General features: G+C 67.1%; 24 protein-coding genes and 1 pseudogene. 10 read left to right on the forward strand and 15 right to left on the reverse strand.

The window, feature by feature from the left end:
- Positions 1–135: 135 nt before the first annotated feature.
- The 8 genes from ACV7NQ_RS09805 to cofD all read right to left on the reverse strand — a co-directional run bounded on the left by ACV7NQ_RS09805 (position 136) and on the right by cofD (position 6,817).
- Positions 136–1,206, reverse strand: a complete 1,071-nt coding sequence (locus ACV7NQ_RS09805) for an alkane 1-monooxygenase (protein ID WP_463359333.1) — start codon at positions 1,204–1,206, stop codon at positions 136–138.
- Positions 1,207–1,466: 260 nt separating this feature from the next.
- The gene (locus tag ACV7NQ_RS09810; RefSeq protein ID WP_463359334.1) at positions 1,467–2,087 is read right to left on the reverse strand and encodes a TetR family transcriptional regulator; all 621 of its coding nucleotides are present in this window, start codon (positions 2,085–2,087) and stop codon (positions 1,467–1,469) included.
- A 40-nt stretch (positions 2,088–2,127) separates the two neighbouring features.
- Positions 2,128–2,310 carry a rubredoxin gene (locus tag ACV7NQ_RS09815; protein ID WP_063047281.1) on the reverse strand — a complete coding sequence of 61 codons (183 nt, stop codon included), beginning with the start codon at positions 2,308–2,310 and terminating at the stop codon, positions 2,128–2,130.
- Positions 2,307–2,480 (reverse strand): rubredoxin, encoded by a 174-nt coding sequence (locus tag ACV7NQ_RS09820; protein WP_463359335.1) that lies wholly within the window; start codon positions 2,478–2,480, stop codon positions 2,307–2,309. The genes ACV7NQ_RS09815 and ACV7NQ_RS09820 overlap by 4 nt, the downstream gene beginning before the upstream one ends.
- Entirely contained in the window at positions 2,477–3,742 is a 1,266-nt protein-coding gene (locus ACV7NQ_RS09825; protein WP_463359336.1) for an alkane 1-monooxygenase, read from the reverse strand. The genes ACV7NQ_RS09820 and ACV7NQ_RS09825 overlap by 4 nt, the downstream gene beginning before the upstream one ends.
- A gap of 183 nt (positions 3,743–3,925) precedes the next feature.
- Complete coding sequence (locus ACV7NQ_RS09830) at positions 3,926–4,444, reverse strand: NUDIX hydrolase (RefSeq protein ID WP_463359337.1); 519 nt, start codon at positions 4,442–4,444, stop codon at positions 3,926–3,928.
- A gap of 22 nt (positions 4,445–4,466) precedes the next feature.
- A complete protein-coding gene (locus tag ACV7NQ_RS09835) occupies positions 4,467–5,822 on the reverse strand; it encodes a coenzyme F420-0:L-glutamate ligase (protein WP_463359338.1) in 1,356 nt (451 codons plus the stop codon).
- Positions 5,819–6,817 (reverse strand): 2-phospho-L-lactate transferase, encoded by a 999-nt coding sequence (gene cofD, locus ACV7NQ_RS09840; RefSeq protein ID WP_463359339.1) that lies wholly within the window; start codon positions 6,815–6,817, stop codon positions 5,819–5,821. The genes ACV7NQ_RS09835 and cofD overlap by 4 nt, the downstream gene beginning before the upstream one ends.
- Positions 6,818–7,309: 492 nt before the next feature.
- On the opposite strand from cofD, the gene ACV7NQ_RS09845 reads away from it, so the two are divergent.
- From ACV7NQ_RS09845 to ACV7NQ_RS09875, 7 genes are all read left to right on the forward strand, one after another.
- Positions 7,310–7,543 carry a WhiB family transcriptional regulator gene (locus tag ACV7NQ_RS09845; RefSeq protein ID WP_040709504.1) on the forward strand — a complete coding sequence of 78 codons (234 nt, stop codon included), beginning with the start codon at positions 7,310–7,312 and terminating at the stop codon, positions 7,541–7,543.
- 63 nt (positions 7,544–7,606) lie between these two features.
- Positions 7,607–8,086 carry a metallopeptidase family protein gene (locus tag ACV7NQ_RS09850; protein ID WP_463359340.1) on the forward strand — a complete coding sequence of 160 codons (480 nt, stop codon included), beginning with the start codon at positions 7,607–7,609 and terminating at the stop codon, positions 8,084–8,086.
- A 244-nt stretch (positions 8,087–8,330) separates the two neighbouring features.
- Positions 8,331–8,711, forward strand: coding sequence for a DUF3499 domain-containing protein (locus ACV7NQ_RS09855; RefSeq protein ID WP_328413358.1), 381 nt, complete (start codon positions 8,331–8,333; stop codon positions 8,709–8,711).
- 54 nt (positions 8,712–8,765) lie between these two features.
- A complete protein-coding gene (locus ACV7NQ_RS09860; RefSeq protein ID WP_463359341.1) occupies positions 8,766–10,142 on the forward strand; it encodes a phosphomannomutase/phosphoglucomutase in 1,377 nt (458 codons plus the stop codon).
- A gap of 88 nt (positions 10,143–10,230) precedes the next feature.
- Positions 10,231–11,457 carry a tobH protein gene (locus ACV7NQ_RS09865; RefSeq protein ID WP_463359342.1) on the forward strand — a complete coding sequence of 409 codons (1,227 nt, stop codon included), beginning with the start codon at positions 10,231–10,233 and terminating at the stop codon, positions 11,455–11,457.
- Complete coding sequence (manA, locus tag ACV7NQ_RS09870) at positions 11,457–12,677, forward strand: mannose-6-phosphate isomerase, class I (protein WP_463359343.1); 1,221 nt, start codon at positions 11,457–11,459, stop codon at positions 12,675–12,677. Before ACV7NQ_RS09865 ends, manA begins: the two co-directional genes overlap by 1 nt.
- A gap of 101 nt (positions 12,678–12,778) precedes the next feature.
- Positions 12,779–13,699 carry a cation diffusion facilitator family transporter gene (locus tag ACV7NQ_RS09875; RefSeq protein ID WP_463359344.1) on the forward strand — a complete coding sequence of 307 codons (921 nt, stop codon included), beginning with the start codon at positions 12,779–12,781 and terminating at the stop codon, positions 13,697–13,699.
- Positions 13,700–13,887: 188 nt separating this feature from the next.
- On the opposite strand, the gene ACV7NQ_RS09880 is transcribed toward ACV7NQ_RS09875, so the two are convergent.
- Together ACV7NQ_RS09880 and ACV7NQ_RS09885 are read right to left on the reverse strand one after the other, a co-directional pair.
- Entirely contained in the window at positions 13,888–15,354 is a 1,467-nt protein-coding gene (locus tag ACV7NQ_RS09880) for a phytoene desaturase family protein (RefSeq protein ID WP_463359345.1), read from the reverse strand.
- Positions 15,347–16,027: a TetR/AcrR family transcriptional regulator gene (locus ACV7NQ_RS09885; protein ID WP_463359346.1), complete on the reverse strand. Its 681-nt coding sequence runs from the start codon at positions 16,025–16,027 to the stop codon at positions 15,347–15,349. The genes ACV7NQ_RS09880 and ACV7NQ_RS09885 overlap by 8 nt, the downstream gene beginning before the upstream one ends.
- 162 nt (positions 16,028–16,189) lie before the next feature.
- Here ACV7NQ_RS09885 and ACV7NQ_RS09890 point away from each other — a divergent pair, with 162 nt between their 5' ends.
- Positions 16,190–16,570 (forward strand): DUF4267 domain-containing protein, encoded by a 381-nt coding sequence (locus ACV7NQ_RS09890; protein WP_463365603.1) that lies wholly within the window; start codon positions 16,190–16,192, stop codon positions 16,568–16,570.
- 184 nt (positions 16,571–16,754) lie between these two features.
- Here the strand turns inward: ACV7NQ_RS09890 and ACV7NQ_RS09895 are convergent, their stop codons facing one another.
- The gene (locus ACV7NQ_RS09895) at positions 16,755–18,113 is read right to left on the reverse strand and encodes a cation:dicarboxylate symporter family transporter (RefSeq protein WP_463359347.1); all 1,359 of its coding nucleotides are present in this window, start codon (positions 18,111–18,113) and stop codon (positions 16,755–16,757) included.
- Positions 18,114–18,403: 290 nt separating this feature from the next.
- Between ACV7NQ_RS09895 and ACV7NQ_RS09900 the strand changes: the two genes are divergently transcribed.
- Together ACV7NQ_RS09900 and ACV7NQ_RS09905 are read left to right on the forward strand one after the other, a co-directional pair.
- Complete coding sequence (locus ACV7NQ_RS09900) at positions 18,404–19,957, forward strand: sensor histidine kinase (protein ID WP_463359348.1); 1,554 nt, start codon at positions 18,404–18,406, stop codon at positions 19,955–19,957.
- On the forward strand, positions 19,954–20,652 hold the full coding sequence (locus ACV7NQ_RS09905) for a response regulator (RefSeq protein ID WP_463359349.1): 699 nt from the start codon (positions 19,954–19,956) through the stop codon (positions 20,650–20,652). Before ACV7NQ_RS09900 ends, ACV7NQ_RS09905 begins: the two co-directional genes overlap by 4 nt.
- 9 nt (positions 20,653–20,661) lie before the next feature.
- On the opposite strand, the pseudogene ACV7NQ_RS09910 reads toward ACV7NQ_RS09905, so the two are convergent.
- The 4 genes and pseudogenes from ACV7NQ_RS09910 to rfbD all read right to left on the reverse strand — a co-directional run.
- Positions 20,662–20,890, reverse strand: a pseudogene (locus tag ACV7NQ_RS09910) (hypothetical protein); the annotation flags it as partial.
- 13 nt (positions 20,891–20,903) lie between these two features.
- Positions 20,904–21,983: a mannose-1-phosphate guanylyltransferase gene (gene manB / locus ACV7NQ_RS09915; RefSeq protein ID WP_463359350.1), complete on the reverse strand. Its 1,080-nt coding sequence runs from the start codon at positions 21,981–21,983 to the stop codon at positions 20,904–20,906.
- Positions 21,984–22,044: 61 nt separating this feature from the next.
- Entirely contained in the window at positions 22,045–22,935 is an 891-nt protein-coding gene (locus ACV7NQ_RS09920) for a glycosyltransferase family 2 protein (RefSeq protein WP_463359351.1), read from the reverse strand.
- Positions 22,936–23,023: 88 nt separating this feature from the next.
- Positions 23,024–23,893, reverse strand: a complete 870-nt coding sequence (gene rfbD, locus ACV7NQ_RS09925; protein WP_463359352.1) for a dTDP-4-dehydrorhamnose reductase — start codon at positions 23,891–23,893, stop codon at positions 23,024–23,026.
- Between the last annotated feature and the right edge of the window lie 69 nt (positions 23,894–23,962).

A 23,962-nucleotide genomic window follows, 5' to 3' on the forward strand; every position in this document is an offset into this window, starting at 1 on the left:
CCTCTATCAGCCTCTCCTGGTTCGTCAGTACCGAAACAAGGCTAGTCGCTGAACATGCCCGACGGACCAAGCGGCTGCCCGCCTTCGCTCGGCCCGGAGCAAACGCCAGCGACGGACGCAGTCCGGCTGCGCCAATTATGCGGTCACCCCGTAGTACCTCAGGATACGGCGACGCTTGCGGGGATGGATGTTGGCGAGGGTGATATCACCGTTGTAGTGGGCAAGCACCCGGCGGTCCATGACGAATCGCCACAGCGGCGGAATCGCCGCGAACACGATCATGGTGGCGTACCCGGTGGGCAATTGCGGCGCCTGCATCGAGCTGCGCAGGGTCTGATACCTGCGGCCCGGGTTGGCGTGGTGGTCGCTGTGCCGCTGCAGATGGAACAGGAAGATGTTGGTGACCAGCCGGTCGCTGTTCCAACTGTCACGCGGCGAGCAGCGCGCGTACTGCCCGTTCGGCTTGCGTGCCCGCAGCAGGCCGTAGTGCTCGACGTAGTTCACCGTCTCCAGCAGCGCGATCCCGATCACCGCCTGCAACAGCAGGTAGGGCAGCATCCGCCAGCCGAACACGGCGAGCAGCGCGCCGAAGAGTACCAGGCTCATCGACCATGCCTGCAGGATGTGGTTGTGCACGCTCCACCAGCGGTGACCCTTGCGCGTCAGCCGCTCGCGCTCCAACGCGATGGCGGAACGGAATCCACCGGAAACACTGCGCGGCAAGAACTCCCAGAGCGACTCGCCCATCCTGGCGCTGGCCGGATCCGTCGGCGTGGCCACCCGGGCATGGTGTCCGCGGTTGTGCTCGACGAAGAAGTGCCCGTATCCCGACTGCGCGAGCGCGACCTTGGCCAGCCAGCGTTCCATGTGCTCGACCCGATGCCCGAGCTCGTGTGCCGCGTTGATGCCGATGCCGCTGACGAACCCAAGAGTCGCTGCGAGCCCGAGCTTGTCGACGACGCTGAGCTGGTCACCGGCCCACATGTAGCTGGCGATCCCCAGGCCGGTCAGCTGGATCGGCAGGAACAGGTAGGTGCACCACCGGTAGTACCTGTCGTTGGACAGCAACTCGTAATCCTCGTCGCGCGGATTGCTGCCGTCCTCTCCGACGACCCAGTCCAGCACCGGGATCACGATCAGCACGATGATCGGGCCGATCCACCAGAACGCGACAGCACCGGTATGCAGGACGAGTTGCGAAGGCAACAGTGCGCACGACGGAGCGATCAGCCCTAGAATCCACAGATGGCGTTTCGGGTCGGGCGACCCCGCCGGTTTGCCAGCCGTTTGCACGTTTGCCCCGCTAAATAGGTATCCCGACTCCGACGCATGGACAATACATAGAGACTTTACGTCCGTTACACATGGGTTCATTGCCGAAACGCGGTAGCAGTACATGCCGGGTTGTTGAGCAGGTTCACACGTGACAGCCGTCACCGCACACTCGCCGCAAATCTATGGATGTGCTAGCTGCGCTCCCGCGCCGCCAGGATCGCCTCGACGTAGGGGCTCAGCAGATCGCTCAACTCCGCGGGCGCATTCCGGCCCGGCGCGGGCGGTGTCGGTATGTAGCTCAGCGCAATTCGCGCCAACGCGTGCGCGAGCACGTCCGACTCGGCCGCCGTCGCCGCCACCCAGCTATGCTGGAACGCGACGGCCAGCCGCGCCGTGGCGTGCTCGAGCAACGGCCCGGCATCAAGGGTGATGAGCCGCAACAAATCCAGCTTCACCTCGCCCGCGAGCAGTGACTGCACCAGCGGGTCGGCGGTGGCCTCCAGGAAGAACCCGCCGAGCCCCTCCTGGAACGCGGCACGGACGTCGCCGACGTTGCTGTCGATCGCCGAGCGGACATGGTCGACCAGATCGTCGGCCAGGCGCAGCGCGTAGGACTGCGCCAGGCCCGCCCGCGATCCGAATTCGTTGTAGAGGGTCTGCCTGCTCACCCCGGCCCTGGTCGCGACATCACCCAGGGTGATCTTCGACCAGTCCCGCTCGGTGAGCAGCTCACGCATGGCATCCAGGACGGACGTGCGCAGAAGTTCCCGCGCCGCCTCCTGATACGGAACCCTCGGTCCTGTGCGCGGCATACCCGCGACACTGTCACGGGGATATGCCGCAGTCAAAATCTCACGACCGCTCGATCTCGACCATATAGAAATCGGCCTTGGCCGCGCCACAGTCCGGACAGGTCCAGTCGTCGGGGATGTCGTCCCAGCGGGTTCCCGGCTCGATGCCGTCCTCCGGCCAGCCCTTGGCTTCGTCGTATTCGAAGCCGCACTGGATGCACTGAAACAGTTTGTATTCGGTCATTTGGCAACTCCGATCAGTTCGAAATCGATCTTTTCCCGCACCCCACAGTCCGGGCAGCACCAGTCGTCGGGCACCCGGTCCCAGGCCGTGCCCGCCGGGAACCCCTCGTGCGGTGCACCTTTGGCCTCATCGTAAACGTATTCACAAACTGGACAACGAAACGCACTCATACCCCAGCCGCCTCCACTCCCGTACCAACAGTTCCGGGCCCCGCGCCGTAGCGCGAAATCACCTTGTCCCGCTTGGTCGGATGGATGTTCGCGCGGGTGATGTCGCCGCCGTAGTGCGCGAGCACTCGCTTGTCCATCACGCGGCGCCACAGCGGCGGGAAGTAGGCGAGCAGGATCATGCTGGCGTAGCCGCTCGGCAGGTTGGGCGCGCCGTCCCAGCTGCGCAGGGTCTGGTAGCGCCGGGTCGGGTACGCGTGGTGATCGCTGTGCCGCTGCAGGTGGTAGAGGAAGATGTTGGTGACTATGTGGTCGCTGTTCCAGCTGTGCGTCGGGGCGGGCCGCTCGTAGCGGCCGGACGCGGTGCGCTGGCGGACCAGGCCGTAGTGCTCGAGGTAGTTGACCGCCTCCAGCAGGCTGAAACCGACCACCGCCTGCAGGATCAGGTACGGCAGCAGGCCGATACCGAATACCGCGATCAGCAGCGCGTACAGCGCCACCGACATCAGCCAGGCGCTGAGCACCTCGTTGCGCAGGCTCCACGGCTTCTTGCCCAGCCGCTCCAGGCGCGCCTTTTCCAGTCGCCACGACGAAATGAAGCTGCCCCACACGGTGCGCGGCCAGAACGCCCAGAATGACTCGCCCACACGGGAACTCGCCGGATCCTCCGGGGTGGCGACGCGCACGTGATGGCCGCGGTTGTGCTCGATGTAGAAGTGCCCGTAGAACGACTGGGCCAGCGCGATGCGCGACAGCCAGCGCTCCAGGTCGACCTTCTTGTGCCCGAGTTCGTGCGCGGTGTTGATGCCGATGCCGCCGATCATGCCGACGGTGATCGCCAGGCCGATCTTGTCCACGATGTGCAGGCCGCCGTCGATGCCGAGCCAGCTGACGTTGTCCGCCGTGATCAGGTAGCAGGCCATGATCAGCATCGCGTACTGGAACGGCTGGTACAGGTAGGTGAGGTAGCGGTAGTACTTGTCGTTCTCCAGGTACTCCATCACCTCGTCGGGCGGATTGTCACCGTCCGGGCCGAAGAAGATGTCGGCCAGCGGGATCAGCACGTAGACCAGGACAGGACCGAGCCAGAACGGCACCTGGGCCAGCCGGTGCCAGCCCAGTTCGTTGAATGCCCAGATCAACGGAAGGCCGATAGTGAATAGCCCGGTCGGCGCGAACAACCCCCATAACCACATGTATCGCTTGCGGTCACGCCAGGCAGGCGCCTCGACCTGGCGGACGGACGTATGGGTATCCGTCGACATCGTTGTCTCCATTCAGAGCGGCACGCCGAACATGTGACGTGCAGTACTACCGAATTGGACAGTAGACGTAAACATGTCGTCTGTCTATACAAATGAGCTAATTTGTAAAGATCGACCGAATATGACAAAGCAGACGCCCGAATCGGTGCACGCACCGCGCGGACGCCTGCCTCGACAGCCGCGCTACCGCAGCAAAACGTCGGCGTTCGGCGGCAGCGCGTCGATCGGCCACCAGCGCAGATCGGTGGACTCCGCGCTGCGCACCGGTACCGCGCCCGCGGGCGCGGTGATCCGGAACAGCAGATCCAGGTGCCGGGTCGCGACGCCGAGTGAGCAGGTGATCGGATGCGCCTGCGCGCCGTACAACTCGGGCTCGATCCGCAACCCCGACATGCCGGACTCCTCGGTCGCTTCCCGCAGCGCGGCGCCGGAGACCGTCTCGTCGCCCTCCTCGCAGTGCCCGCCGAGTTGAATCCAGCGGCCGACGCGTGGGTGCAGCGTCAACAGCACCTCACGTCCGTCGTGCGAGAAGACCACCGCGGACGCGGTGATGTGACCGGGGACATGCTCACGCAGGCACCCGCGCGGCGCCGACCCGAGGAAGGCCAACATCGCCTCCCGCAGCGAGGCGTCGGAACCCGCTGCCGGACGCCAGGATTCGAGCAGCCCGGTCGCCGACGCATGCAACGACTCAGCGCTCACCGACGCAGGCCCGTTCCGCGCGTCATAGCTCGACCAGGCCGGGGCCGGGGCCGAAAACGGGGCGCGGGGTCAGTTCCTCGAGCGGATGGCCGATCGCGATGCCGCCCAACGGGTTCCAGTCGTCGTCGATGCCTAGCACGTCACGGGTGATCTCCGGCGCGAAGATGGTCGACCCGATCCAGCAGCTGCCGAGCCCCTCGGTGGCCAGGGCGACCAGCAGGCCCTGCACCGCCGCGCCGACCGCGACGGTGAACATGGTCCGCTCGTTCGCGCGCCGTCGCTCGTCCGGATAGTCGTGCGCGCCATCCGGCACACAGAACGGGATGATCACCTCGGGAGCGTCGAAAAGGATTCCGCCACGGGCGATTCGGCGCTCCACCCGCTCCATCGGCAAGCCGTCGGCGGTGAGGTCTTCACGCCACTTCTCCGCCATCGCCTCCAGCAACTGTTTGCGCAGACCTGGCTTGCGCAACCAGATGAATCGCACCGGACGAGTGTGATGCGGCGCGGGCGCGGTCAACGCTACCGCGACCGCTGCGCGGATGCGTTCGGGATCGACCGGGTCGGCGGCGAACTGCCGGACCGACCGGCGCAGCAGTACCGCCTCGGAGCGGCCCTTCTCGATGGCCTCGGCGGTGCCGAGCCAGAACAGGTCCTCGGAGCCGCCGCGCAACAGGTCGGCGGCCGTCGATCCGTCGTCCTCGACCGGCAGCCCACGCACCACCGCGACCGGGACGCCGCCGAGCTTGCCCTTCACCAGATCGGCGGCGGCGGCGAGTTCATCGGCGATCGCGACCTGGGTGACGTGCAACTCATTGCCCTGCCCGTCCACCGCGCCCGCGTAGTCGTGCAACACCCGTAGCCCCGAGACGCCGATGGCGGCGTCGGTCTGGCCGTTGCGCCAGGCTCGCCCCATCGTGTCGGTGATGACCACGGCCACCCGCACGCCGAGCCGCTCGGCCAGCGCCGCGCGCAGCGCCTTGGCGCTGGCATCGGGATCGGCAGGCAGCAGCACCAATTCGCCTTGTTCGACATTGGAGCCGTCCACCCCGGAGGCGGCCTGGACGATGCCGAGCTTGTTCTCGGTGATCAGGGTCTGGCCCTTACGCGCGAGCACCCGCACCGCTTCCTGGTCGACCAGTGCCCGGCGCGCGGCGTCGCGCTCTTCGGGATCCAGCGGGGCGGCGACGATCCTGCCCTCGACCTTTGCCACGATCTTGCTCGTCACCACCAGGATGTCCCCATCGGCCAACCACGGCGCGCAGTCGGTGATGCGGGCGGCTATATCGTCGCCGGGCCGGAATTCCGGCAGCCCGACGATCGGCAAAATCCGCAGTTCGGCCGCCGCGTGGTCGGCGCTATCGAAATGTTCTGTCACGGCTTCACTCCCGCGAGGTCGAGCGCCTCCCGCACCATCTCGGCGGTGGTCGGCGGATCTGTCATCAGTAGCGGCACACTGCGCACCTCCACGCCCGGCACCTCGGCGGTATCGGTGCTGTGGATCAGCCAGCCGTCGAGGATGCCGGTGGCGGAGCGCGCGTCGTAGTAGCGGCCGATCGCCTCGGCGGTGGTCTCCACGCCGATCACCGAGAGGCACTCGTCGGCCATGCCGCGCAACGGCTTCCCGTCGATCACGCCGGACACTCCGATCACCTTGGCGTCGGTCGTGCGCAACGCACCGCGAATGCCGGGTACCGCGAGGATCGCGCCGATGCTCACCACCGGGTTCGACGGGGCTAGCAAGACGACGTCGGCACTGGATATGATCTCCGTCACATTTGGCGCCGGTTTGGCCTCATCTGCCCCAATTGTGGCGAATCCATGGGTCTCGATATTCGCGCGATACCGAACCCACCACTCTTGGAAATGGATCGCGCGGCGTTCGCCAGGGTTGTCGGGGTCAGTCACAACCACGTGTGTTTCGCACCGATCGTCCGTTGCGGGGATCAGTTTCACGCCCGGTTGCCACCGGTTGCACAACGCCTCCGTCACCGCCGAGAGCGGGTATCCGGCACGCAACATTTCACTGCGAACCAAGTGCGTGGCGATATCCCGATCGCCGAGGCCGAACCAATTTGGCTGGGCGTGATATTTGGCCAGCTCTTCCTTGGCGTGCCAAGTTTCGCCTACCCTGCCCCACCCGCGGTCGGTGTCGATTCCACCGCCGAGGGTGTACATGCAGGTATCGAGGTCGGGGCAGATGCGAAGGCCGTGCATCCAGACGTCGTCACCGACATTGACGATCGCGGAAACGTCTGCCTCGGGCAGCAGTTCCCGAACGCCCTGCAGGAAGCGCGCGCCACCGACTCCGCCCACTAGGACGGCGATCCGGGGCCCGCTCGCGGGTGCGGTGCCCGCTTGTTGTGGAGTCACATCCGCACAGCCTATGCGGTGCCGGAGCGGCCGCACTTCATTCCATATTTGCTGATAGTTTGCCAAATGCGACTTCAAGATCATCACGGAATGCGGTAGCGGATAGTAACGGAATTGCGACGGCGGCTTGACCATCGACACGTCCGGCGTGTCTAATCACAGTCATGTCATTTCGGGCTCGCGTGAGAGTTCAACGCGCGGACCACTTTTCGAACAGGTGTTCGCATCGGAATGACACGCTCGGGGATGTCCGCGGGACAACGTCGCGGGGTAGGGCCGTCGGTGTGCGTGTTGGTCCGACGGAAAGAATCATTCTGCGCTAACACACAGTGAGGAGGCGGAGCGATGGCCAACGACATGGTCTCGCCGACCGATTCCACAGCAGGCGCAGCACGTGGCGTCTGCGCAGACATCGGCCGGATCGAGCACGAGGGTGGTAACGAAGTCTCGGCACCACACCGGCTCAGCCTGGTCGTGACGGGCTTCGACGAGATGTTCGAATCCATCGAGGAGCAGTGGCAGGAGCGCGCACTGTGCGCGCAAACAGATCCCGAGGCGTTCTTCCCCGAGAAGGGCGGCTCGACCCGCGAGGCGAAGCGGATCTGCCTGGGCTGCGAGGTACGCGACGAGTGCCTGGAATACGCACTCGCACACGATGAACGCTTCGGCATCTGGGGCGGCCTCTCCGAACGCGAGCGGCGCCGCCTGAAGCGCGGTATCGGTTAAAAGACGTGAGTCCGGCTCGCCTCGGTGCGCGGCACCGGGGCGGGCTGGCCTAGATTTTGTGCCATGGCACATTTCCGGAGTCGACGTCCACCGACCGCGCGATCGGTGATTCGTCGCGGTCGCGGGTTGCGCGGGCCGATGCTGCCACCGACCGTGCCCGCCTGGCGGACCCGTGGTCAGCAGTTCGATCGGCTGGTGCTCGAGGCGTTCGCGCCGCTGGACATCCGATGGCACGATCGGCTCACCAAGTTAGACATCGCGGTCGACGATGTACCGAAAATCCGCCCGCTGCACCCCGATTCGGTTACCTGGCCGGACGAGGTGGTTGCCGACGGACCGGTACCGCTGTCGCGACTCATCCCGGCAGGCGTCGACCGGCACGGCGTGGCGACCCGCGCCCGGGTGGTGCTGTTCCGCAAGCCACTCGAATTGCGTGCCGGCGACCCCGAAGATCTCGTCGATCTGCTGCGCGAAGTGCTGGTCCAGCAGATCGCCACCTACCTCGGCGTCGACCCCGACCTGATCGACCCCGAAGAGGACTAGTCCCAGGCGTCGATCGACTGGTCTGCCAGCAGCACAACAGATCTCGTGCGGACACGGGTAACTCACCGGGTACGCCTAAAACTTGACCATGCACACGACCGGCCGGCCCGCAGCGTGGGTCTCGCGGCTCCCACTGGTGCACTGAAAGACGCGGAGAGGCGGACTGGTCAAGTCTCACCCATTACCTGAGCGTGTCTGCCCCCATCGACGCGCCGAGGCGGTTACTCTCATCGTCGTGATCCCCATGCGTCGTTGCTGCCGACCAGGCTGCAAGAATCCGGCCGTAGCGACGCTGACTTATGTGTACTCCGACTCGACGGCAGTCGTCGGGCCGCTCGCGACAGTCGCCGAACCGCACTCCTGGGATCTCTGCGAAACACATGGTTCCCGGATCACCGCACCGAAGGGTTGGGAGATGGTTCGCCACGAAGGCGGATTCTCTTCCAGCACACCGGATGACGACGATCTGACGGCCCTCGCCGAAGCGGTCCGCGAAGCCGGACTGCGCCGCCGCCCGCCCGAGCACGATCAGCGCGGCTATTCCGACTACGCCCCACCGCCGCCGCGGGCCACCCGTACCGGCCGGCGCGGGCATTTGCGAGTACTGCCGGACCCGCCGAGCTGACTCGAGGGCAGTACCGCGTCAAGGGTGTCTCAGGCAACCACTAGGGTGGCTCCCATGACAGTCTCGCGCTCTGCCGAATTCGTGAACGCGGTGATCAAGGCTTACGACGTTCGCGGGGTGGTCGGTGAACAGATCGACGCCGAATTCGTAAGGGACGTAGGGGCTTCCTTCACCAGGCTGATGCGCGCCGAGGGCGCGAGCCGCGTGGTCATCGGACACGACATGCGGGATTCCTCACCGGGTTTGGCCGCGGCCTTCGCCGACGGCGTGCTCGATCAGGGACTCGATGTGATGCATATCGGACTCGCCTCGACCGACCAGCTGTACTTCGCCTCCGGCAGCCTGGACTGCCCCGGCGCCATGTTCACCGCCAGCCACAACCCGGCCCGCTACAACGGCATCAAGATGTGCCGCGCGAAGGCCCTTCCGGTCGGTCAGGACACCGGCCTCGCCACCATCAAGGGTGAGGCCATCGACGGCGTCCCCGGATACGAAGGATCGCGCGGCAGTGCCACGACGGTGGACCTGCTCGACGACTACGCGAAGTACCTGCGCGGTCGGGTCGAGCTCGACGACGTCCGCCCGCTGACCATCGCGGTGGACGCGGGCAACGGGATGGGCGGGCACACCGTGCCCGCGGTGCTCGGCGCACTGCCGCAGCTGAAGATTGTGCCGCTGTACTTCGAACTGGACGGGTCGTTCCCCAACCACGAGGCCAACCCGCTCGATCCGAAGAACCTGGTCGATCTGCAGGACCTGGTGCGCAAGTCCGGCGCCGATATCGGTCTCGCCTTCGACGGCGACGCCGACCGCTGTTTCGTGGTGGACGAGCACGGCGACCCGGTATCGCCCTCGGCGATCACCGCACTGGTCGCCGAGCGCGCGCTGGCCAAGGAGCCCGGCGCGGTCATCATCCACAATCTGATCACCTCGCACGCGGTGCCCGAACTCGTCACCGAACTCGGCGGCACCCCGGTGCGGACCCGAGTCGGCCACTCGTTCATCAAGCAGGAGATGGCCGCGACCGGTGCGGTGTTCGGCGGCGAGCACTCCGCGCACTACTACTTCCGCGACTTCTGGGGCGCGGATTCCGGGATGCTCGCGGCGCTGCATGTGCTGGCCGCCCTCGGCGAGAAGGATCGGCCGATCTCGGAGCTGATGTCGTCGTATGCAACATATGCGGCCTCCGGAGAGATCAACTCCACAGTGGCGGACGCAAAGGAGCGGACGATGGCTGTGATCGAGGCATTCGGCAACCGGGCCGTATCGGTGGACCGGCTGGACGGGGTGACCGTTCAGCTGCCCGACCACGCCTGGTTCAATCTTCGCGCGTCGAATACCGAACCGTTGCTCAGGCTGAACGTCGAAGCCCGATCCCCGGAGGAAGTAGACGCACTCGTGACCGAGATTCTGAGCATCGTTCGCTTCTGACTGGAATAGTGGAATCACAGGCCTTGGATTCGCCCGACCTGGGTTCGGTGTGGATGGCACAGCGCGATGAGGGGAGGTGGGACGCCCGATGATCGCTGGAACACCGGTGCTCGACCTCGACAATGCCGCTTCACTGGAGGCAGCCGATGGCGGCGGCGCCCTGCGCTCGGCCGCTTCCGGCGGCGCTCAGGTGCGCGCCACCGCGGCAGCCGTCGATGAGGACGCGCTCGCGCGCCTTGTCGACCTGCGCCCGCGCAGCGTAGTGCTGGTCTCCGGCGCGGGCCGGGCCGCACGCGCTGCGAGTCTGCTCGTCGCCACGCTCGGTGACCGGGCGAGTATGCCCGTTGTCCCGGTCTCCGCGCTGCCGCCCTGGGTCGGTCCGCTCGACGTGGTGCTCGTCGCGGGCGACGACGCGGGTGATCCGCGGCTGATCGACGCGGTCGACCGCGCGGTGCGCCGCGGCGCCGAGGTCGTCGTCGTCGCGCCACACGAAGGGCCGCTACGCGCCGCTGCGGCGGGTCGGGCAGCCCTGCTGGAGCCGAGAGTCCAAGTGCTCGATCACAACCGGCTGCTGCGGTTCCTGGCTGCGGGAATGGCCGTGCTACGGATCGTCGACCCGACGCGCGCGGGCGCTGCGATACCCGACCTGACCGAGCTGGCCCACGTGCTCGACGCCGAGGCGTTGCGCGATGGCCCGCACCACGAGGTCTTCCACAATCCGGCCAAGACCCTCGCCTCCCGCATGCATCAGCGCGGGATCGTGCTGGCCGGCGACTCGCCCGCCGCGTCCGAGCTGGCCGAGCACTGCGCCGAGGTGCTGCTGCAGTCGGCGGGCCGGGTGGCCACCGCGGTGGACCTGGCCGAGGCCGTGGCCGCCCATCCCCGAATGGTCGAGGCCGCAGGGCACACCGCGCCGAACTTCGATCCGCTGTTCCACGACGAGGAGCTCGACGGACCGGTGCCGGTGGAGCGCGTCCGGGTGTTCGTGTTCAGCAGCGACGCCGACCAGTCGGCCGCGCGACGCAGGCTGGCCGTGTTCGGCGCCGTCGGGTCCGGGCTGGTGGACGCCGACCTGGTGCGCGCCGATGTGGATCTGCTGCACACCACGCTCACCGACCCGTCCCTTCCGGCACCGGCCAAGCAGGACGAACCCGGCCTCGGTGACAACGGACTGGGCACCACCGGGCAGGGCACCGAAATAGAACAACTCGCGGTGCTCGCGTTGAGGCTGGAAATGGCCGCCGCCTATCTGCGACTGATCGGTTCTCGCGGAACTACGACCGAGGGCCAGGGACAGTACGGGGGACGCTACTAGTGCACGAACTCGTTGGTGCACTGCGTTCCTACGCCTGGGGCTCGCGCACCGCGCTCGCTCAGTTGTGCGGCCGACCGGTACCGTCCGCGCATCCGGAGGCCGAACTATGGTTCGGCGCCCATCCCGCCGACCCCGCGCACGTGCGCATCGACGGCCGTGCCCAATCGCTGCTGGAGCTGGTCTCCGCCGACCCGGAACGGGAATTGGGCGACGCCGCACCGGAATTCGGCGGGCGACTGCCATTCCTGTTGAAGATTCTGGCCGCCGAGGAACCGTTGTCGCTGCAGGCGCACCCGAGTTCGGCGCAGGCGCGGGCCGGGTTCGAACGGGAGAATCGGGCCAGGGTGCCCTTGGATTCGCCGATGCGCAATTACCGCGACGAGAACCACAAGCCGGAGCTGGTGGTTGCGCTGGATCGGTTCGAGGCGCTGGCCGGGTTCCGGCCGCCGCAGCGCACCGTCGAACTGCTGCGCGCCCTCGACGTACCCGGGTTGCGTTCTTATGCGGATCTGCTTGCCGCCCAGCCGGATTCGGCGGGACTTCGGACGCTGTTCACCACCTGGATCACGCTGCCGCAGACCGCGCTCGGCACGCTGCTGCCGCAGGTGCTCGACGGCTGCGTGCGCTATCTGTCCGCGAAGGGACCGCGGGAGTTCGCCGCCGAGGCACGCACGGCGCTCGAACTCGCCGAGGCATATCCCGGCGATGCGGGCGTGCTGGCGGCGCTGCTGCTCAACCGGCTGACGCTGGAACCCGGCCAGGCTCTGTTCCTCGCGGCGGGCAACCTGCACGCGTATCTGCGCGGACTCTGCGTGGAAATCATGGCCAACTCCGACAATGTGCTGCGCGGCGGCCTGACCCCGAAGCACGTCGATGTGCCGGAACTGCTGCGGGTACTGGATTTCGAGCCGATCGACCTGCCCGTGGTGCTGCCCGAACCGGTCGGCGACGGATCGGTCCGCTACCGCACCCCCGCGCCGGAGTTCGCGTTGCGACGCTTCGAGCTGACCGCCGGATCGGCGCAGGTGCCACTGACCGCGGCCGGACCGGGGATTGTGCTGTGCACGTCGGGCTCGGTGCGACTGCTACACGACGGCGTACAGCTGGTACTCGAACGCGGCGGCGCGGCCTGGATCTCCGCCTCGGACACCGACATTCGCGCCCAAGCGGTGGACGGCAACGCCCAACTGTTCTGCGCAAGCGTCGGCGCCGGCAACTAGCCCGTCCGAATTGCCCGGCTCTATTGCCCTAGTCTGTTCGAGCGCGACAGTGTGTTCGCGGGTGGCGGGACGATCGAAGACTGCAGAAGGGACCGAACGGTATGTCGGCTGGTGGTGGCAAAAAGGCGATTCTCGCCGCGTTGTCGGCGAATGCGGGGATCGCGGTGGCCAAGTTCGTCGGCGCGGCGATCACCGGTTCGGCCTCGATGCTGGCCGAAAGCGTGCACTCGGTGGCCGACACCGCCAACCAGGGCTTGCTGCTGCTCGGTCAGCGCCGCGCCGAGCAGGAGGCCGATGAGCTGCACCCGTTCGGGTACGGGCGCAATCGCTACTTCTACTCGTTCATCGTGGCCCTGGTGCTGTTCACGCTCGGCTCCGTCTATGCCATCTACGAGGGCATCCACAAGATCCAGCACCCGGAGGAGCTGAGCTCGCCGCTGGTCGCGGTGCTCATCCTCGGTCTCGCGATCGCGTTGGAGGGCTATAGCTTTCGCACCGCCATGCGGGAATCCAAGCCGCTCAAGGGAAATTCGAGCTGGTGGCGGTTCATCCGCAATTCGCGCAGCCCAGAGCTGCCGGTGGTGCTGCTGGAAGACACCGGCGCGCTGGTCGGTCTCGTCTTCGCCTTCGCCGCCATCGTGCTGACCATGCTGACCGGCGACCCGATCTGGGATGGCATCGGCACGTTGGCCATCGGCATCCTGCTCGGCGTCATCGCGATCGTGCTGATCATAGAGATGCAGAGCCTGCTGATCGGCGAGGGCGCCACACCGGAGGAGGATCACGCCATCCGCACGAACCTGGTCGACGACACCCGCATCGATCGGGTGATCCACCTGAAGACCCAGTACCTCGGCCCGGAGGAAATGCTCGTCGCCGCCAAGGTGGCGATCACGCCCGGACTCGATATCGCCGACATCGCCATCGCGATCGATGAGGCGGAGGCCAGGGTGCGCGGCGCGGTGCCCGCGGCTCGGGTGATCTATCTGGAGCCGGATCTGTATCGCGAGCAACACGTCTGAGCGCTGCGTGGCTCGTGTCGGCGGCTGAAGTCCGGGTCGCCGGGTAGCGTTGAGGGTACCTCGCCGCCGGTGTCAGCCCATTGGCGGCGAGTTCCTCGGCCTGGCAGTTTCCGGCAGGCTCCCAGCGCACACCTCACCGGACTGAACAGCGGCATCACCCACCCGGCAGTTCCGGTGCAAACCCTCCGTCAGATCGACACCTGCGGCGTGCGCAAGAGCTCGAGCGGGTCGGTCGCGATGCCGAATTCTTTCCGCAAGATGTGCCGAGCGGCGTGCAGGCCGTTCATGCCGTGCACGCCGGGGCCGGGTGGGGTCGATGCCGAGCAGAGATAGACGCCCGACCGTGGTGTGGCGTAGGGATTCCAGCGCGGGGCGGGACGGAAGGCGGTCTGGCGCAGCGTCATTGCGCCCGCAGAGATATCTCCGCCGATATAATTGGCGTTGTGGGCGGGCATTTCGGCGCCGGTGCGGACATGGGTGGCCAGGATCAGGTCGGCGAAGCCGGGGGCGAAGCGTTCGACCTGGGCGATCACCGCGGCGGTCATATCGCGGGTGGAGCCGTTCGGCACGTGCGCGTAGGTGTAGAAGGTGTGACCGCCCGCCGGGGCACGCGTCGCGTCGACCACTCCGGGCTGGATGGCGAGCACGTATGGCCGAGGCGCGTGTTGTCCTGCGGCGACCGTCTTCTCGGCGGCCAGCGCCTGGGCGCGGGTGCCGACCAGGTGCAGGGTTCCGGCGAGATCGCAGCCCTCGGCCTGCCACGGCACCGGCCCGGACAGCGCGAAGTCGACCTTGCACGCGGCGCCGCCGTAGCGGAAGTGGCGCAGGCGCGCGGCGTAGCGGTTGGGCAGGCGCGCACCGGCGACGCGCAGCAATTCCGCTGGGGCGGTGTCGAATACGATCGCACGGGCAGTGCCGAATTCGTCGAGGGAATCCACCTGGTGGCCGGTGATCACGCGGCCGCCGAGACGTTCCAGTTCGACGATCAGTGCGTCGGGGATGGCCTGGCTGCCGCCGCGTGGCAGCACCCACCCGCCCGCGTGGGCGAGGGTGCCGAGCAGCAGGCCGGCGCCGACGGCGGGCAGTGCGCGCGGTGGCGTGATCGCGTGGGCGGCGACGCCGGTCAACAACGCGGGTGCGGCGGCCTCACGAAACCGTATGTTCCACAACGGCGATCCCTGCTCCAGCATGCGCAGGCCGAAGCGCACCGCGGTCGGCAGATTCGCGGGCAGCTGCCGCAGATCCGACATCGCCAGATCGACGACTTCGCTCCAGCGCCGGACCAGCGGTCCGAACAGCGAGCGCCAGGCCGCGCCGTCGCGGTCGAGTCCGGCCACGGTCCGGTCGAGGTCGTGCCAGGCCAGTCCCGCCGTGCCGTCGTCGAGCGGATGCGCGTAGGACACCTGCGGCGCAAGCAGTTCCACACCGTGCGCGGGCAGATCGAAGGCGCGGAAGACCGGCGACGCCAAGGCCATCGGATGCGCACCCGCGCACACGTCGTGCCGATAACCGGGGAGGGTCAGCTCCGCGGTCCGGGAACCACCGCCCGCGGTGTCCTGCGCCTCGTGCACCTCCACGTCGAGCCCGGCCCTGGCCAGGATCACGGCCGCGGCAAGTCCATTGGGTCCGGATCCGACGACCACAACATCAGGCATATTCACCACTCTGCCTTGCCTGCCGCGCGGACGCTCCTAAGTGCCGCACACGACACACGCCGTCGGACGCCCTCTCGGTCCCGGCGCCGCGAGTCACCCCCGTCCCGACGTCCATTGCTTCATCAGTACCGCGATTCGCTGTTCGCGCAGATCCGGGCGCAGCCGACCACCGCGATCCAGGGTCGCCACTCCGTGCACCTGCACTCCACGCCACCTCGGTTCCGGCCTGTAGATCGTCCGGTGCGGCGAACGGCGCGTACGCGGCCTCGATCTCGCCGAACGAATCCCGCAGGGCCTGCGGCGCTTCCGGGCCGAACTTCAAGTCGGTGTTCAGCACGAACATCGCGTCGTAGCGAGCCGGATTGGCGACCGCGAAGTCCAGGTAGGCCCGGGCGACCCGCTCCAGCGCCTCGGCTGGGCCGGCAACTCCGGTGCGCGCCGCGTGCAGCGTCGCGGCAAAGTCGGCGAACCCCTGCTCCGCGACCGCCGACACGATCGCCACCTTGCCGGTGAAGTGGCTGTAAAGCACCGGCTGGCTGTATTCGATGCGTTCGGCCAAGCGGCGCACGGTCACCGCCTCCCAGCCCTGCGCCTCGGCGAGTTCGCGGGCGGTATCGATGATCCGCTGGTGCCGTTCGGCACGCTCGCGTTCCTTGCGGTTCTGGATGGTCATGGAGACATTCTAGCAGCGCTAGACAAACTATCGAAGCTCTATTATCGTTGCTCACATACCTAGCAACGCTAGATATTAGCACCTTAACCGCCGCACCAAGGAGCAACCATCAAGAACATCTCGCGCATCGCCACCGTCCTTTCCCTCATCGGCGCGGCGTTCATCCTCTACATCGGCATCAGCTACCTGTTGACGCCGGAAACCATCGCCACCGGATTCGGTCTGCCGGAATGGCCGAAGGGCGACGCCGTAGCGTTCATGAATCTGAAGGGCGTCCGCGACACCGTGTCCGGCGTGCTGATCCTGACCCTGCTCGCGGCCCGGCAGCGGTTCGCACTCGGCATCGTGATGCTGGTCCTGGCGCTGGTCCCGGTCGGTGACATGCTGACCGTGCTCAGCTGGAACGGCTCGACCGCCACCGCCTTCGGTGTCCACGGCCTCACCGCAGCCCTCGTCGCCCTCACCGGTGTGCTGCTGATCGGCGAGCACAGCGTGGTGAGCAAGACCGCCGCCCAGCCCGTAATCACCGCGGCCACCGTGTGATCCGTACCATAGACCCCGGCTCGCCGATGAATTCGCGAGCGGGGTTCGTCTATTCGACTGAGCGTCCGAACAACGCGGAGATGACCATGGCGACCAAGCCGCACGGCCCCGCGTCCTACTTCCTGACGCCGGACACGCCGAAGGGGCCCGCAGATCCTGCGGGCCCCTTCGCGTTTGGATGCAGCTAGGCCGTGACCAGGTTCTTGGTAGCGGGCTCGGGCTGCGGCTGCGGACTATGGGCATCGTCGACCATGGTCCGCTCGTCGAAGGGCAACTTGCGGTCGAGCACGGTGTGGACGCGATTGACGTCGATCGTCTTGGTCCAAGTGCCGACGAGCACGGTGGCGACTGCGTTGCCGGAGAAATTGGTGAGAGCGCGGGCCTCGGACATGAAGCGGTCGATGCCCACGATCACGCCGACGCCGTCCAGCAGTTCGGGGCGATGGCTCTGCAATCCGCCTGCCAGCGTTGCCAATCCAGCGCCGGACACGCCTGCCGCGCCCTTCGACGCGACGATCATGAACAACAGCAACCCGACCTGCTCGCCGATATTCAGCGGCTTGCCCATCGCCTCGGCGATGAACAGCGATGCCATAGTCAGATAGATGGCTGTGCCGTCGAGGTTGAACGAATATCCCGCTGGCACAACCACACCCACCGTGGTGCGCTCGACGCCGAGATGCTCCATCTTCGCGATCAGCCGCGGCAGCGCCGACTCCGACGACGAGGTGCCCACGATCAGCAGATACTCCCGCGTCAGGTAGCGGCACAGCTTGAAGATCGACACCCGCGACACCGCCCACAGCAGCACCCCGAGCACACCGAAGATAAACACCAGGCACGTCAGGTAGAACGCGATCATCAGCGTCGCCAGTTTCACGACGGCATCGAGCCCGGTCCTGCCCACCACATTGGCCATCGCGCCGAACGCGCCGATCGGAGCCAGCCACAGGACCATCGACAGGATCCGGAACACCAACTTCTGCAGCGACGCCACCCCGCGCAGGACCGGTTCGCCCGCACGGCCCATGGCCTGCACCGCGAATCCGACAAGCAACGCGACGAACAGCGCCTGCAGCACACTGCCCGCGGTGAGCGAGGAGACCAGCGTGGTCGGAATGATGCCCTGGATGAAGTCCCAGGTACCGCCCGCGCTCTGCGCCGTCTTCGCGTACTCCGCGCCCGCCTTGGCGGTCTTGGCGATATTCAGACCGGTGCCCGGATGCAGCAGATTGCCGACGACCAGGCCGATACCGAGCGCGACGGTCGACATCACCATGAAGTACCCGATGGCCAGGCCACCCACCTTGCCGACGGTAGCGGCCGCGCGCACCGAGCCGATACCGAGCACGATGGTGCAGAAGATGACGGGCGCGATCATCATCTTGATCAGATTCACGAACATGGTGCCCAGCGGACCCATCGCCTGGCCGACACTGGGCGCGAGCCAGCCGACCAGAATTCCCGCGATGACCGCGATGATGACGGCTATATATAGCCAATGGGTGCGGTCGCGCCGCTGCGGTCGCGTTGTATCGCTCATGGCGAGTGATGTCCTCTTCAGTGGTACCGGCGTGAGGTGACCTACCACCTCTTGGAAGAATGTTTGCGGCCGGAGTGACTCCAGTCACGATTTGGTGCGTTTATTTCAGTGAACGCAGCGTTAGCGGAGGACAGCTTGTGAGACGTGGTCGCCCAGTGGATACAGCCGGGCGGGGTCCGTCAACTGTCCTGCGCCGGGCCGAGCGAAGGCGAGGCAGCCGCCCGTTGGGCGCGACCGGACGCAGTCCGTCTACAGCCCTGCGCCGGGCCGAGCGAAGGCGAGGCAGCCGCTTGTCGCTGGCGGGGCAGGCGTTCGTGCTGCAACTGGTGGTCCTGGCGCTGATGATCGGCATCGGGGCGGTGCTCGCGATGCTGGACGCGCGCCACGACAACGACGTGCGGGCCACACGTGAGGTCGCCGATGTCGCGGTCAGCGTGGCGCAGGCGCCCTCGACTCTCGCGGCGGTGCACTCCGCGAATCCCACGGCCCTGCTGCAACCGGTGACCGAGCGGATCCGGCAGGACACCGCCATGGACTTCATCGTGGTGATGGCGCCGGATCGCACCCGCTACACCCACACCAATCCCGAGCAGATCGGACTACCCTTCAGCGGCGATATCGATCGCGCGCTGGCCGGGGAGACATTCACCGAAACCTTCACCGGCAGTCTCGGACCCTCGATCCGGGCGGTGACGCCGATCTACGACGGCCAGCAGGTCGTCGCGCTGGTGTCGGCGGGCGTGACTCGCGCCCGGATCGGTGACCAGGTCGCCACCCAGCTACCATTGATCCTCGGCATCGCCGCCGCCGGTCTGGTGCTCGCGGCGGCGGGTTCCTTCCTCCTGAGTCGAAGGATTCGCCGCCAGACGCACGGTCTCGCGCCCGATGAATTGCGTGCGATGTACGAGCAGCACGATGCGGTGCTGCACTCCATCCATGAAGGGCTGGTCGTGTTCGGTCGGTCCGACGAGCGCGCCGAGGTCGTCAACGACCAGGCGCGCAAACTGCTCGACCTGCCCGACGGCCCGGTACAGCGCAGCGATCTACCCGTTTCGATGCAGCGGCTGAGCTGGGGCCCGGTCCGCGACGAGATGCATGTGACGACCGATCGGATACTGCTGGTCAACCAGGATGTAGTGGAGTGGGAGCGACGACCGATCGGCACCGTGATGACCGTGCGCGACCACACCGAATTGCGTGCTGTGATGGGCGAACTCGATTCGGTGCGCGGATTCGCCGAATCGCTGCGCGCGCAGGCGCATGAATCGGCCAATCGGCTACACACCGTGGTCACCATGGTGGAGTTGGGCAGGTACCGCGAAGCCGTGGAATTCGCGACCGCCGAACTCGAACTGTCCCAAGCACTCATCGATCGACTGCTCACCTCGGTCGGTGATCCCGCACTGGCGTCGCTGCTGCTCGGCAAGGTGAACCAGGCCGCCGAACGCAGCATCGAACTGGCAATCACCGAGGACACCGCGCTCGACTCGACCGCGCCGCTGTCCGCGCACGAAACCGTGACGCTGGTCGGCAATCTGATCGACAACGCCATAGATGCCGCCGCCGCCGAAACCGACGGCTGGGTCGAGGTGACCGTGCGCCAGCAGACACCGGTCGACGACAGTTCCGCGCTCTATCTCCGCGTCGCGGACAGCGGTCCGGGCATGTCCCCCGAGGCCTTCGCCCGTGCTGCCGAACGCGGCTATTCGACCAAGGCCGATCACCAGGGACTCGGTCTGGCGCTGGTGCGCCGTTTGGTCGAGCGCCACGGCGGTGTGATCCAGACCGGTCGCGATCCGGAAAGCGCGGTCTCGGTGACGATTCCACGAAAGGACGCACAATGATCCGGGTCCTGATCGTCGAGGACGAACCACTGATCGCCGAGGCACACCGCACCTACGTCGAACGCATCACCGGTTTCACCCCGATCGGCATCGCGCACACCGGGCGCGACGCAATGCGGGCCGCCGCAGACGCGGCCGCCGAAGGCCAGCCGATCGACCTGGTGCTGATGGATATCGGCCTGCCCGACGCCAGCGGACTCGACGTCGCGGCGGCGCTAACCGGCCTGGCGCCGCGCCCCGATGTCATCGCCATCACCTCGGCCCGCGACCTGGCCATGGTGCGCACGGCCGTCTCGCATGGCGTGGTGCTATATCTGCTGAAACCGTTCACCTTTGCCGCTTTTCGCGAAAAACTCGAACGCTACCGCGAATTCCGGACGGCGCTGCCCGCGGGCGAAACCGCCATCTCCCAGCACGACATCGACCGCGCCCTCAGCGCGCTGCGCACCTCCGACCAACGCGCCACCGCCCCCAAAGGCGTTGCGCCGCAAACCCTCGACGAAATCTCCCGAGTGGTCCGCGACGCCCCCGAGGGCATGACCGCCGCCGACACCGCGACCACCATCGGCGTTTCCCGCATTACCGCGTGGCGCTACCTTGAAAAGCTGGCCGACGACGGCCTCGTTATCCGCCGCTCGGACTACGGCCGAGCGGGCCGCCCCAAGACCCGCTACCTGTGGAAACCTAAAGCCTGATGGCCGCGGTCAGCTCAGGCTGGGGTAGACGAAATGGCTTGGGCCGCCACCGGGTTGGCTGGAGCCGGTGACCGAGGGGAAGTTGAAGGGCAAGCGGATCAGCTGGTGCGGGTTACCGGCCAGATCGATCCGCCTGCCAGCAGCCGAGCGTCACGCCGTGGAACCCGGTGCACACGATTCGGGTGCTGGTACCGAACGGTGAGGTGAGTCGACTGCGGGTGGCGAGCGGGTTCCAGTAGGCGTCTATGCCCCTAAACATCGGTGGAAAACCGGATGCCGCCATCCGGAATATCGACGCCGGGCCAGACGCGGGCGCCGCGTAGTAGTTCGCAGCGGGCGCCCACGTTGGCGCCGTCGCCGATCACCGCGTCGCGCACCAGGGCGCGTGGACCGATGCGGGCACCGAAACCGATGATGGAACGTTCGACGGTGGCACCTGCCTCGACGCGGGCGCCGTCGAACAGGACGGCGCCATCGAGACGAGCGCCCGCGCCGACCTCCGCGCCGCGGCCGACCACGGTGCCACCGATGAGCAGGGCGCCGGGGGCAACGCCCGCACCCTGGTGAACCAGGAATTCACCGCGCTGCCCCGGCAGTGCCGGGGAGGGAGCGATGCCGCGGACCAGGTCCGCGGAGCCGCGGACGAAATCCTCGGGAGTGCCCATGTCGCGCCAGTAGGAGGAGTCGACGTGGCCCTGGACGCGGGCGCCCTCGGCCAGCAGCGCGGGGAAGACCTCGCGCTCCACCGAGACGGGACGACCGACCGCGATCTTCTCGATGTATTCGCGGCGGAAGACGTAGCAACCGGCATTGATCTGGTCGGTCGGCGGGTCCTGGGTCTTCTCCAGGAACGCGGTGACCCGGCCATTTTCATCGGTGGGCACGCAGCCGAAGGCCCGCGGGTCGCTGACGCGGACCAGGTGCAGGGTCACGTCGGCCTTGGTCGACTCGTGGGTGTCGAGAATCGCGCCGAGATCGGTGCCGCCGAGCACGTCACCGTTGAACACCATGATGTTGTCGGCGCGCAGCTTGGGCAGCACGTTGCGGATGCCGCCGCCAGTGCCGAGCGGCTCGGTCTCGGTGACGTACTCCAACTCCAGGCCGAGCTCGGACCCGTCGCCGAAATGCTCCTCGAACACCTCCGCCTTGAACGAGGTGCCGAGCACAACGTGGTTGATCCCGGCCTCGGCGATGCGGGCCAGCAGATGCGTCAGGAACGGCAGCCCGGCCGTCGGCAGCATCGGCTTGGGCGCCGAGAGGGTCAGCGGCCGCAGCCGCGTGCCCTGGCCGCCGACCAGAATCACGGCGTCGGTGCCTGCGTTTCCTGCCATCGAGCTCCCCTGTTCACACTGGATTGTTCAAGACGTGCCTGGTGGCCTGCGTGTGTCGACGCTAGCCCTGCGCTTGTTGACGCAGCGCAGATCGAACCGCAATCCGGGAGCGAATCGCAAGTCCGGCCCGCAGCGCCAGTCGTAGAGGGGCCTGCCACCAGTGCGGATGCCGGTCGGCCTGGAAACGGTACGCGCTCGCGTGGTGCGCGGGCAGCATCACCTCGGGATGGCGTCCCGCGGCGTGTCCCTTCGCGTGGGTTACCTCCGCAGACGGCACGAACACGTTGTGCCAACCCGCCTTGCCCATCCGGTCACCGAAGTCGACGTCCTCCATGTACATGAAGTAGCGGGAGTCGAAGCCGTCGATGGCATCGAAGGCCGCGCGCCGCACCAGCAGGCAGGACCCCGACAGCCAGCCGACGGTCCGCTCGGAAATCTCCTCGTTCTCCTGCCGGTAGCGCCGGGTCCACGGGTTCGACTTCCACACCGTGCCGAGGATCGCGTGCCCAGCACCGTCGAGCAGTCCGGGCACCGAGCGCGCCGACGGGTAGAGGCTGCCATCCGGTTCGAGCACCTTCGGTCCGAGTGCGCCCGCGCGCGGCCAGCGCTGAGCGGCGGCGAGCAGTTCGTCGATGGAATCGGCGCCCCAGCGCACATCGGGGTTGGCGATCACCACGAACTCGACATCCGGATCGATCTCCGCGACGGCCCGGTTGATCGCACCGCCGTAGCCGATATTGCCGCCGGTACGCAGCAGTCGCACATGCGAATTCGCCTCGGCCGCCAGTTCAGGCGCACCGTCGACGGAGCCGTTGTCGGCAAGAATTACCTGCGGTTTCTCGCCGGTGGCATCGGCCAGCGTGGTGATGAAGTGCTCGAGGTGCTCGCCCGGTGAATAAGTCACCGTGACGATGACCAGCCCCCTTGGGACCGTGGAATCGGAGGCGCTCACAACTGCACCTCGCCAGCGCTCGGCTCCGTCATGCCCGCAGGCACTGTGCCTATGATTCGCTCACTTCGCTCACTCACGACGGTTGAGCCTAGTCGGACAGGCGAGACAGCGCGTCCCGGAGTGCGGTCCGCCAATCTTGCAGTGGGGTAAGGCCCGCGCGGACCCAGGAATCGTTGGACAACACCGAATATGCCGGGCGCCGAGCGGGTCTCGGAAATGCGGTCGAGTCACACGGGCGAACGCGGGCGGGGTCGGCGCCGATTCCGGCGAATACCGCTTGCGCCAATTCGAACCAGCTCGCCTGGCCCGCGTTGGTGGCGTGCAGCAACCGTGGAACATCCGGGCGGCCCGCCAATTCGAGCAAACCCGCGGCCAGGTCGGCGGCGTAGGTCGGGGAGCCGAGCTGATCGTCGACCACATCGACGGTGTCGCGTTCGCGTTCCAGCCGCAGCATGGTGGCGACGAAATCACTGCCCGCGCCCGCGTATACCCAGGCCGTCCGCACTACGTGCGCCTGCGGAGCCAACGTCGATACGACTTGTTCCCCCGCCAATTTGGAGCGGCCGTACACGGTTGCGGGCCCGGTCGGGTCGGTGGTGTCGTACGGTCGGTAGTGGGTACCCGGGAATACGTAATCAGTCGAAAGATGGATCAGCCTGGCACTCACGTACGCGCACGCGGCCGCAAGCACCGCGGGGCCGGTCTCGTTGCCGGCGTACGCGGCCTCGGGTTCGGATTCGGCCTTGTCGACCGCGGTGTAGGCGGCACAATTGAGCACCACCGCACCGGGTTCGAGGACCGCGCGCACCGCGGCCGGATCGGTGATGTCGAGTTCCCGGTGGCCGAAGCCACGGGCGCCGGGCGCTAGGCGGAGGATCTCGCGGCCGACCTGGCCACCAGCCCCGGTCACGATCAGGCGTCCGGGGGCGGCGGTATCGGGCGGCGGCGCTGCGGTCACGGCCGCAAGTCTGGCACGCCGTCACACCTGCGGTTGAGGTCTGCCACGGTAACCATTGGTTAGCCTTGG

Source organism: Nocardia sp. Tas62D01 (assembly GCF_055232035.1).

Bases quoted from the DNA above. Each gene is read 5' to 3' on its own strand.
- ACV7NQ_RS09850 (WP_463359340.1), top strand. From the start codon at position 7,607: ATGGCACATTTCCGGAGTCGACGTCCACCGACCGCGCGATCGGTGATT.
- ACV7NQ_RS09845 (WP_040709504.1), top strand. From the start codon at position 7,310: ATGTTCGAATCCATCGAGGAGCAGTGGCAGGAGCGCGCACTGTGCGCG.
- ACV7NQ_RS09820 (WP_463359335.1), bottom strand. From the start codon at position 2,480: ATGAGTGCGTTTCGTTGTCCAGTTTGTGAATACGTTTACGATGAGGCC.
- ACV7NQ_RS09855 (WP_328413358.1), top strand. From the start codon at position 8,331: ATGCGTCGTTGCTGCCGACCAGGCTGCAAGAATCCGGCCGTAGCGACG.
- ACV7NQ_RS09815 (WP_063047281.1), bottom strand. From the start codon at position 2,310: ATGACCGAATACAAACTGTTTCAGTGCATCCAGTGCGGCTTCGAATAC.
- ACV7NQ_RS09875 (WP_463359344.1), top strand. From the start codon at position 12,779: ATGTCGGCTGGTGGTGGCAAAAAGGCGATTCTCGCCGCGTTGTCGGCG.
- ACV7NQ_RS09825 (WP_463359336.1), bottom strand. From the start codon at position 3,742: ATGTCGACGGATACCCATACGTCCGTCCGCCAGGTCGAGGCGCCTGCC.
- ACV7NQ_RS09880 (WP_463359345.1), bottom strand. From the start codon at position 15,354: ATGCCTGATGTTGTGGTCGTCGGATCCGGACCCAATGGACTTGCCGCG.
- ACV7NQ_RS09865 (WP_463359342.1), top strand. From the start codon at position 10,231: ATGATCGCTGGAACACCGGTGCTCGACCTCGACAATGCCGCTTCACTG.
- ACV7NQ_RS09895 (WP_463359347.1), bottom strand. From the start codon at position 18,113: ATGAGCGATACAACGCGACCGCAGCGGCGCGACCGCACCCATTGGCTA.
- ACV7NQ_RS09810 (WP_463359334.1), bottom strand. From the start codon at position 2,087: ATGCCGCGCACAGGACCGAGGGTTCCGTATCAGGAGGCGGCGCGGGAA.
- ACV7NQ_RS09860 (WP_463359341.1), top strand. From the start codon at position 8,766: ATGACAGTCTCGCGCTCTGCCGAATTCGTGAACGCGGTGATCAAGGCT.
- ACV7NQ_RS09905 (WP_463359349.1), top strand. From the start codon at position 19,954: ATGATCCGGGTCCTGATCGTCGAGGACGAACCACTGATCGCCGAGGCA.
- manB (WP_463359350.1), bottom strand. From the start codon at position 21,983: ATGGCAGGAAACGCAGGCACCGACGCCGTGATTCTGGTCGGCGGCCAG.
- ACV7NQ_RS09885 (WP_463359346.1), bottom strand. From the start codon at position 16,027: ATGACCATCCAGAACCGCAAGGAACGCGAGCGTGCCGAACGGCACCAG.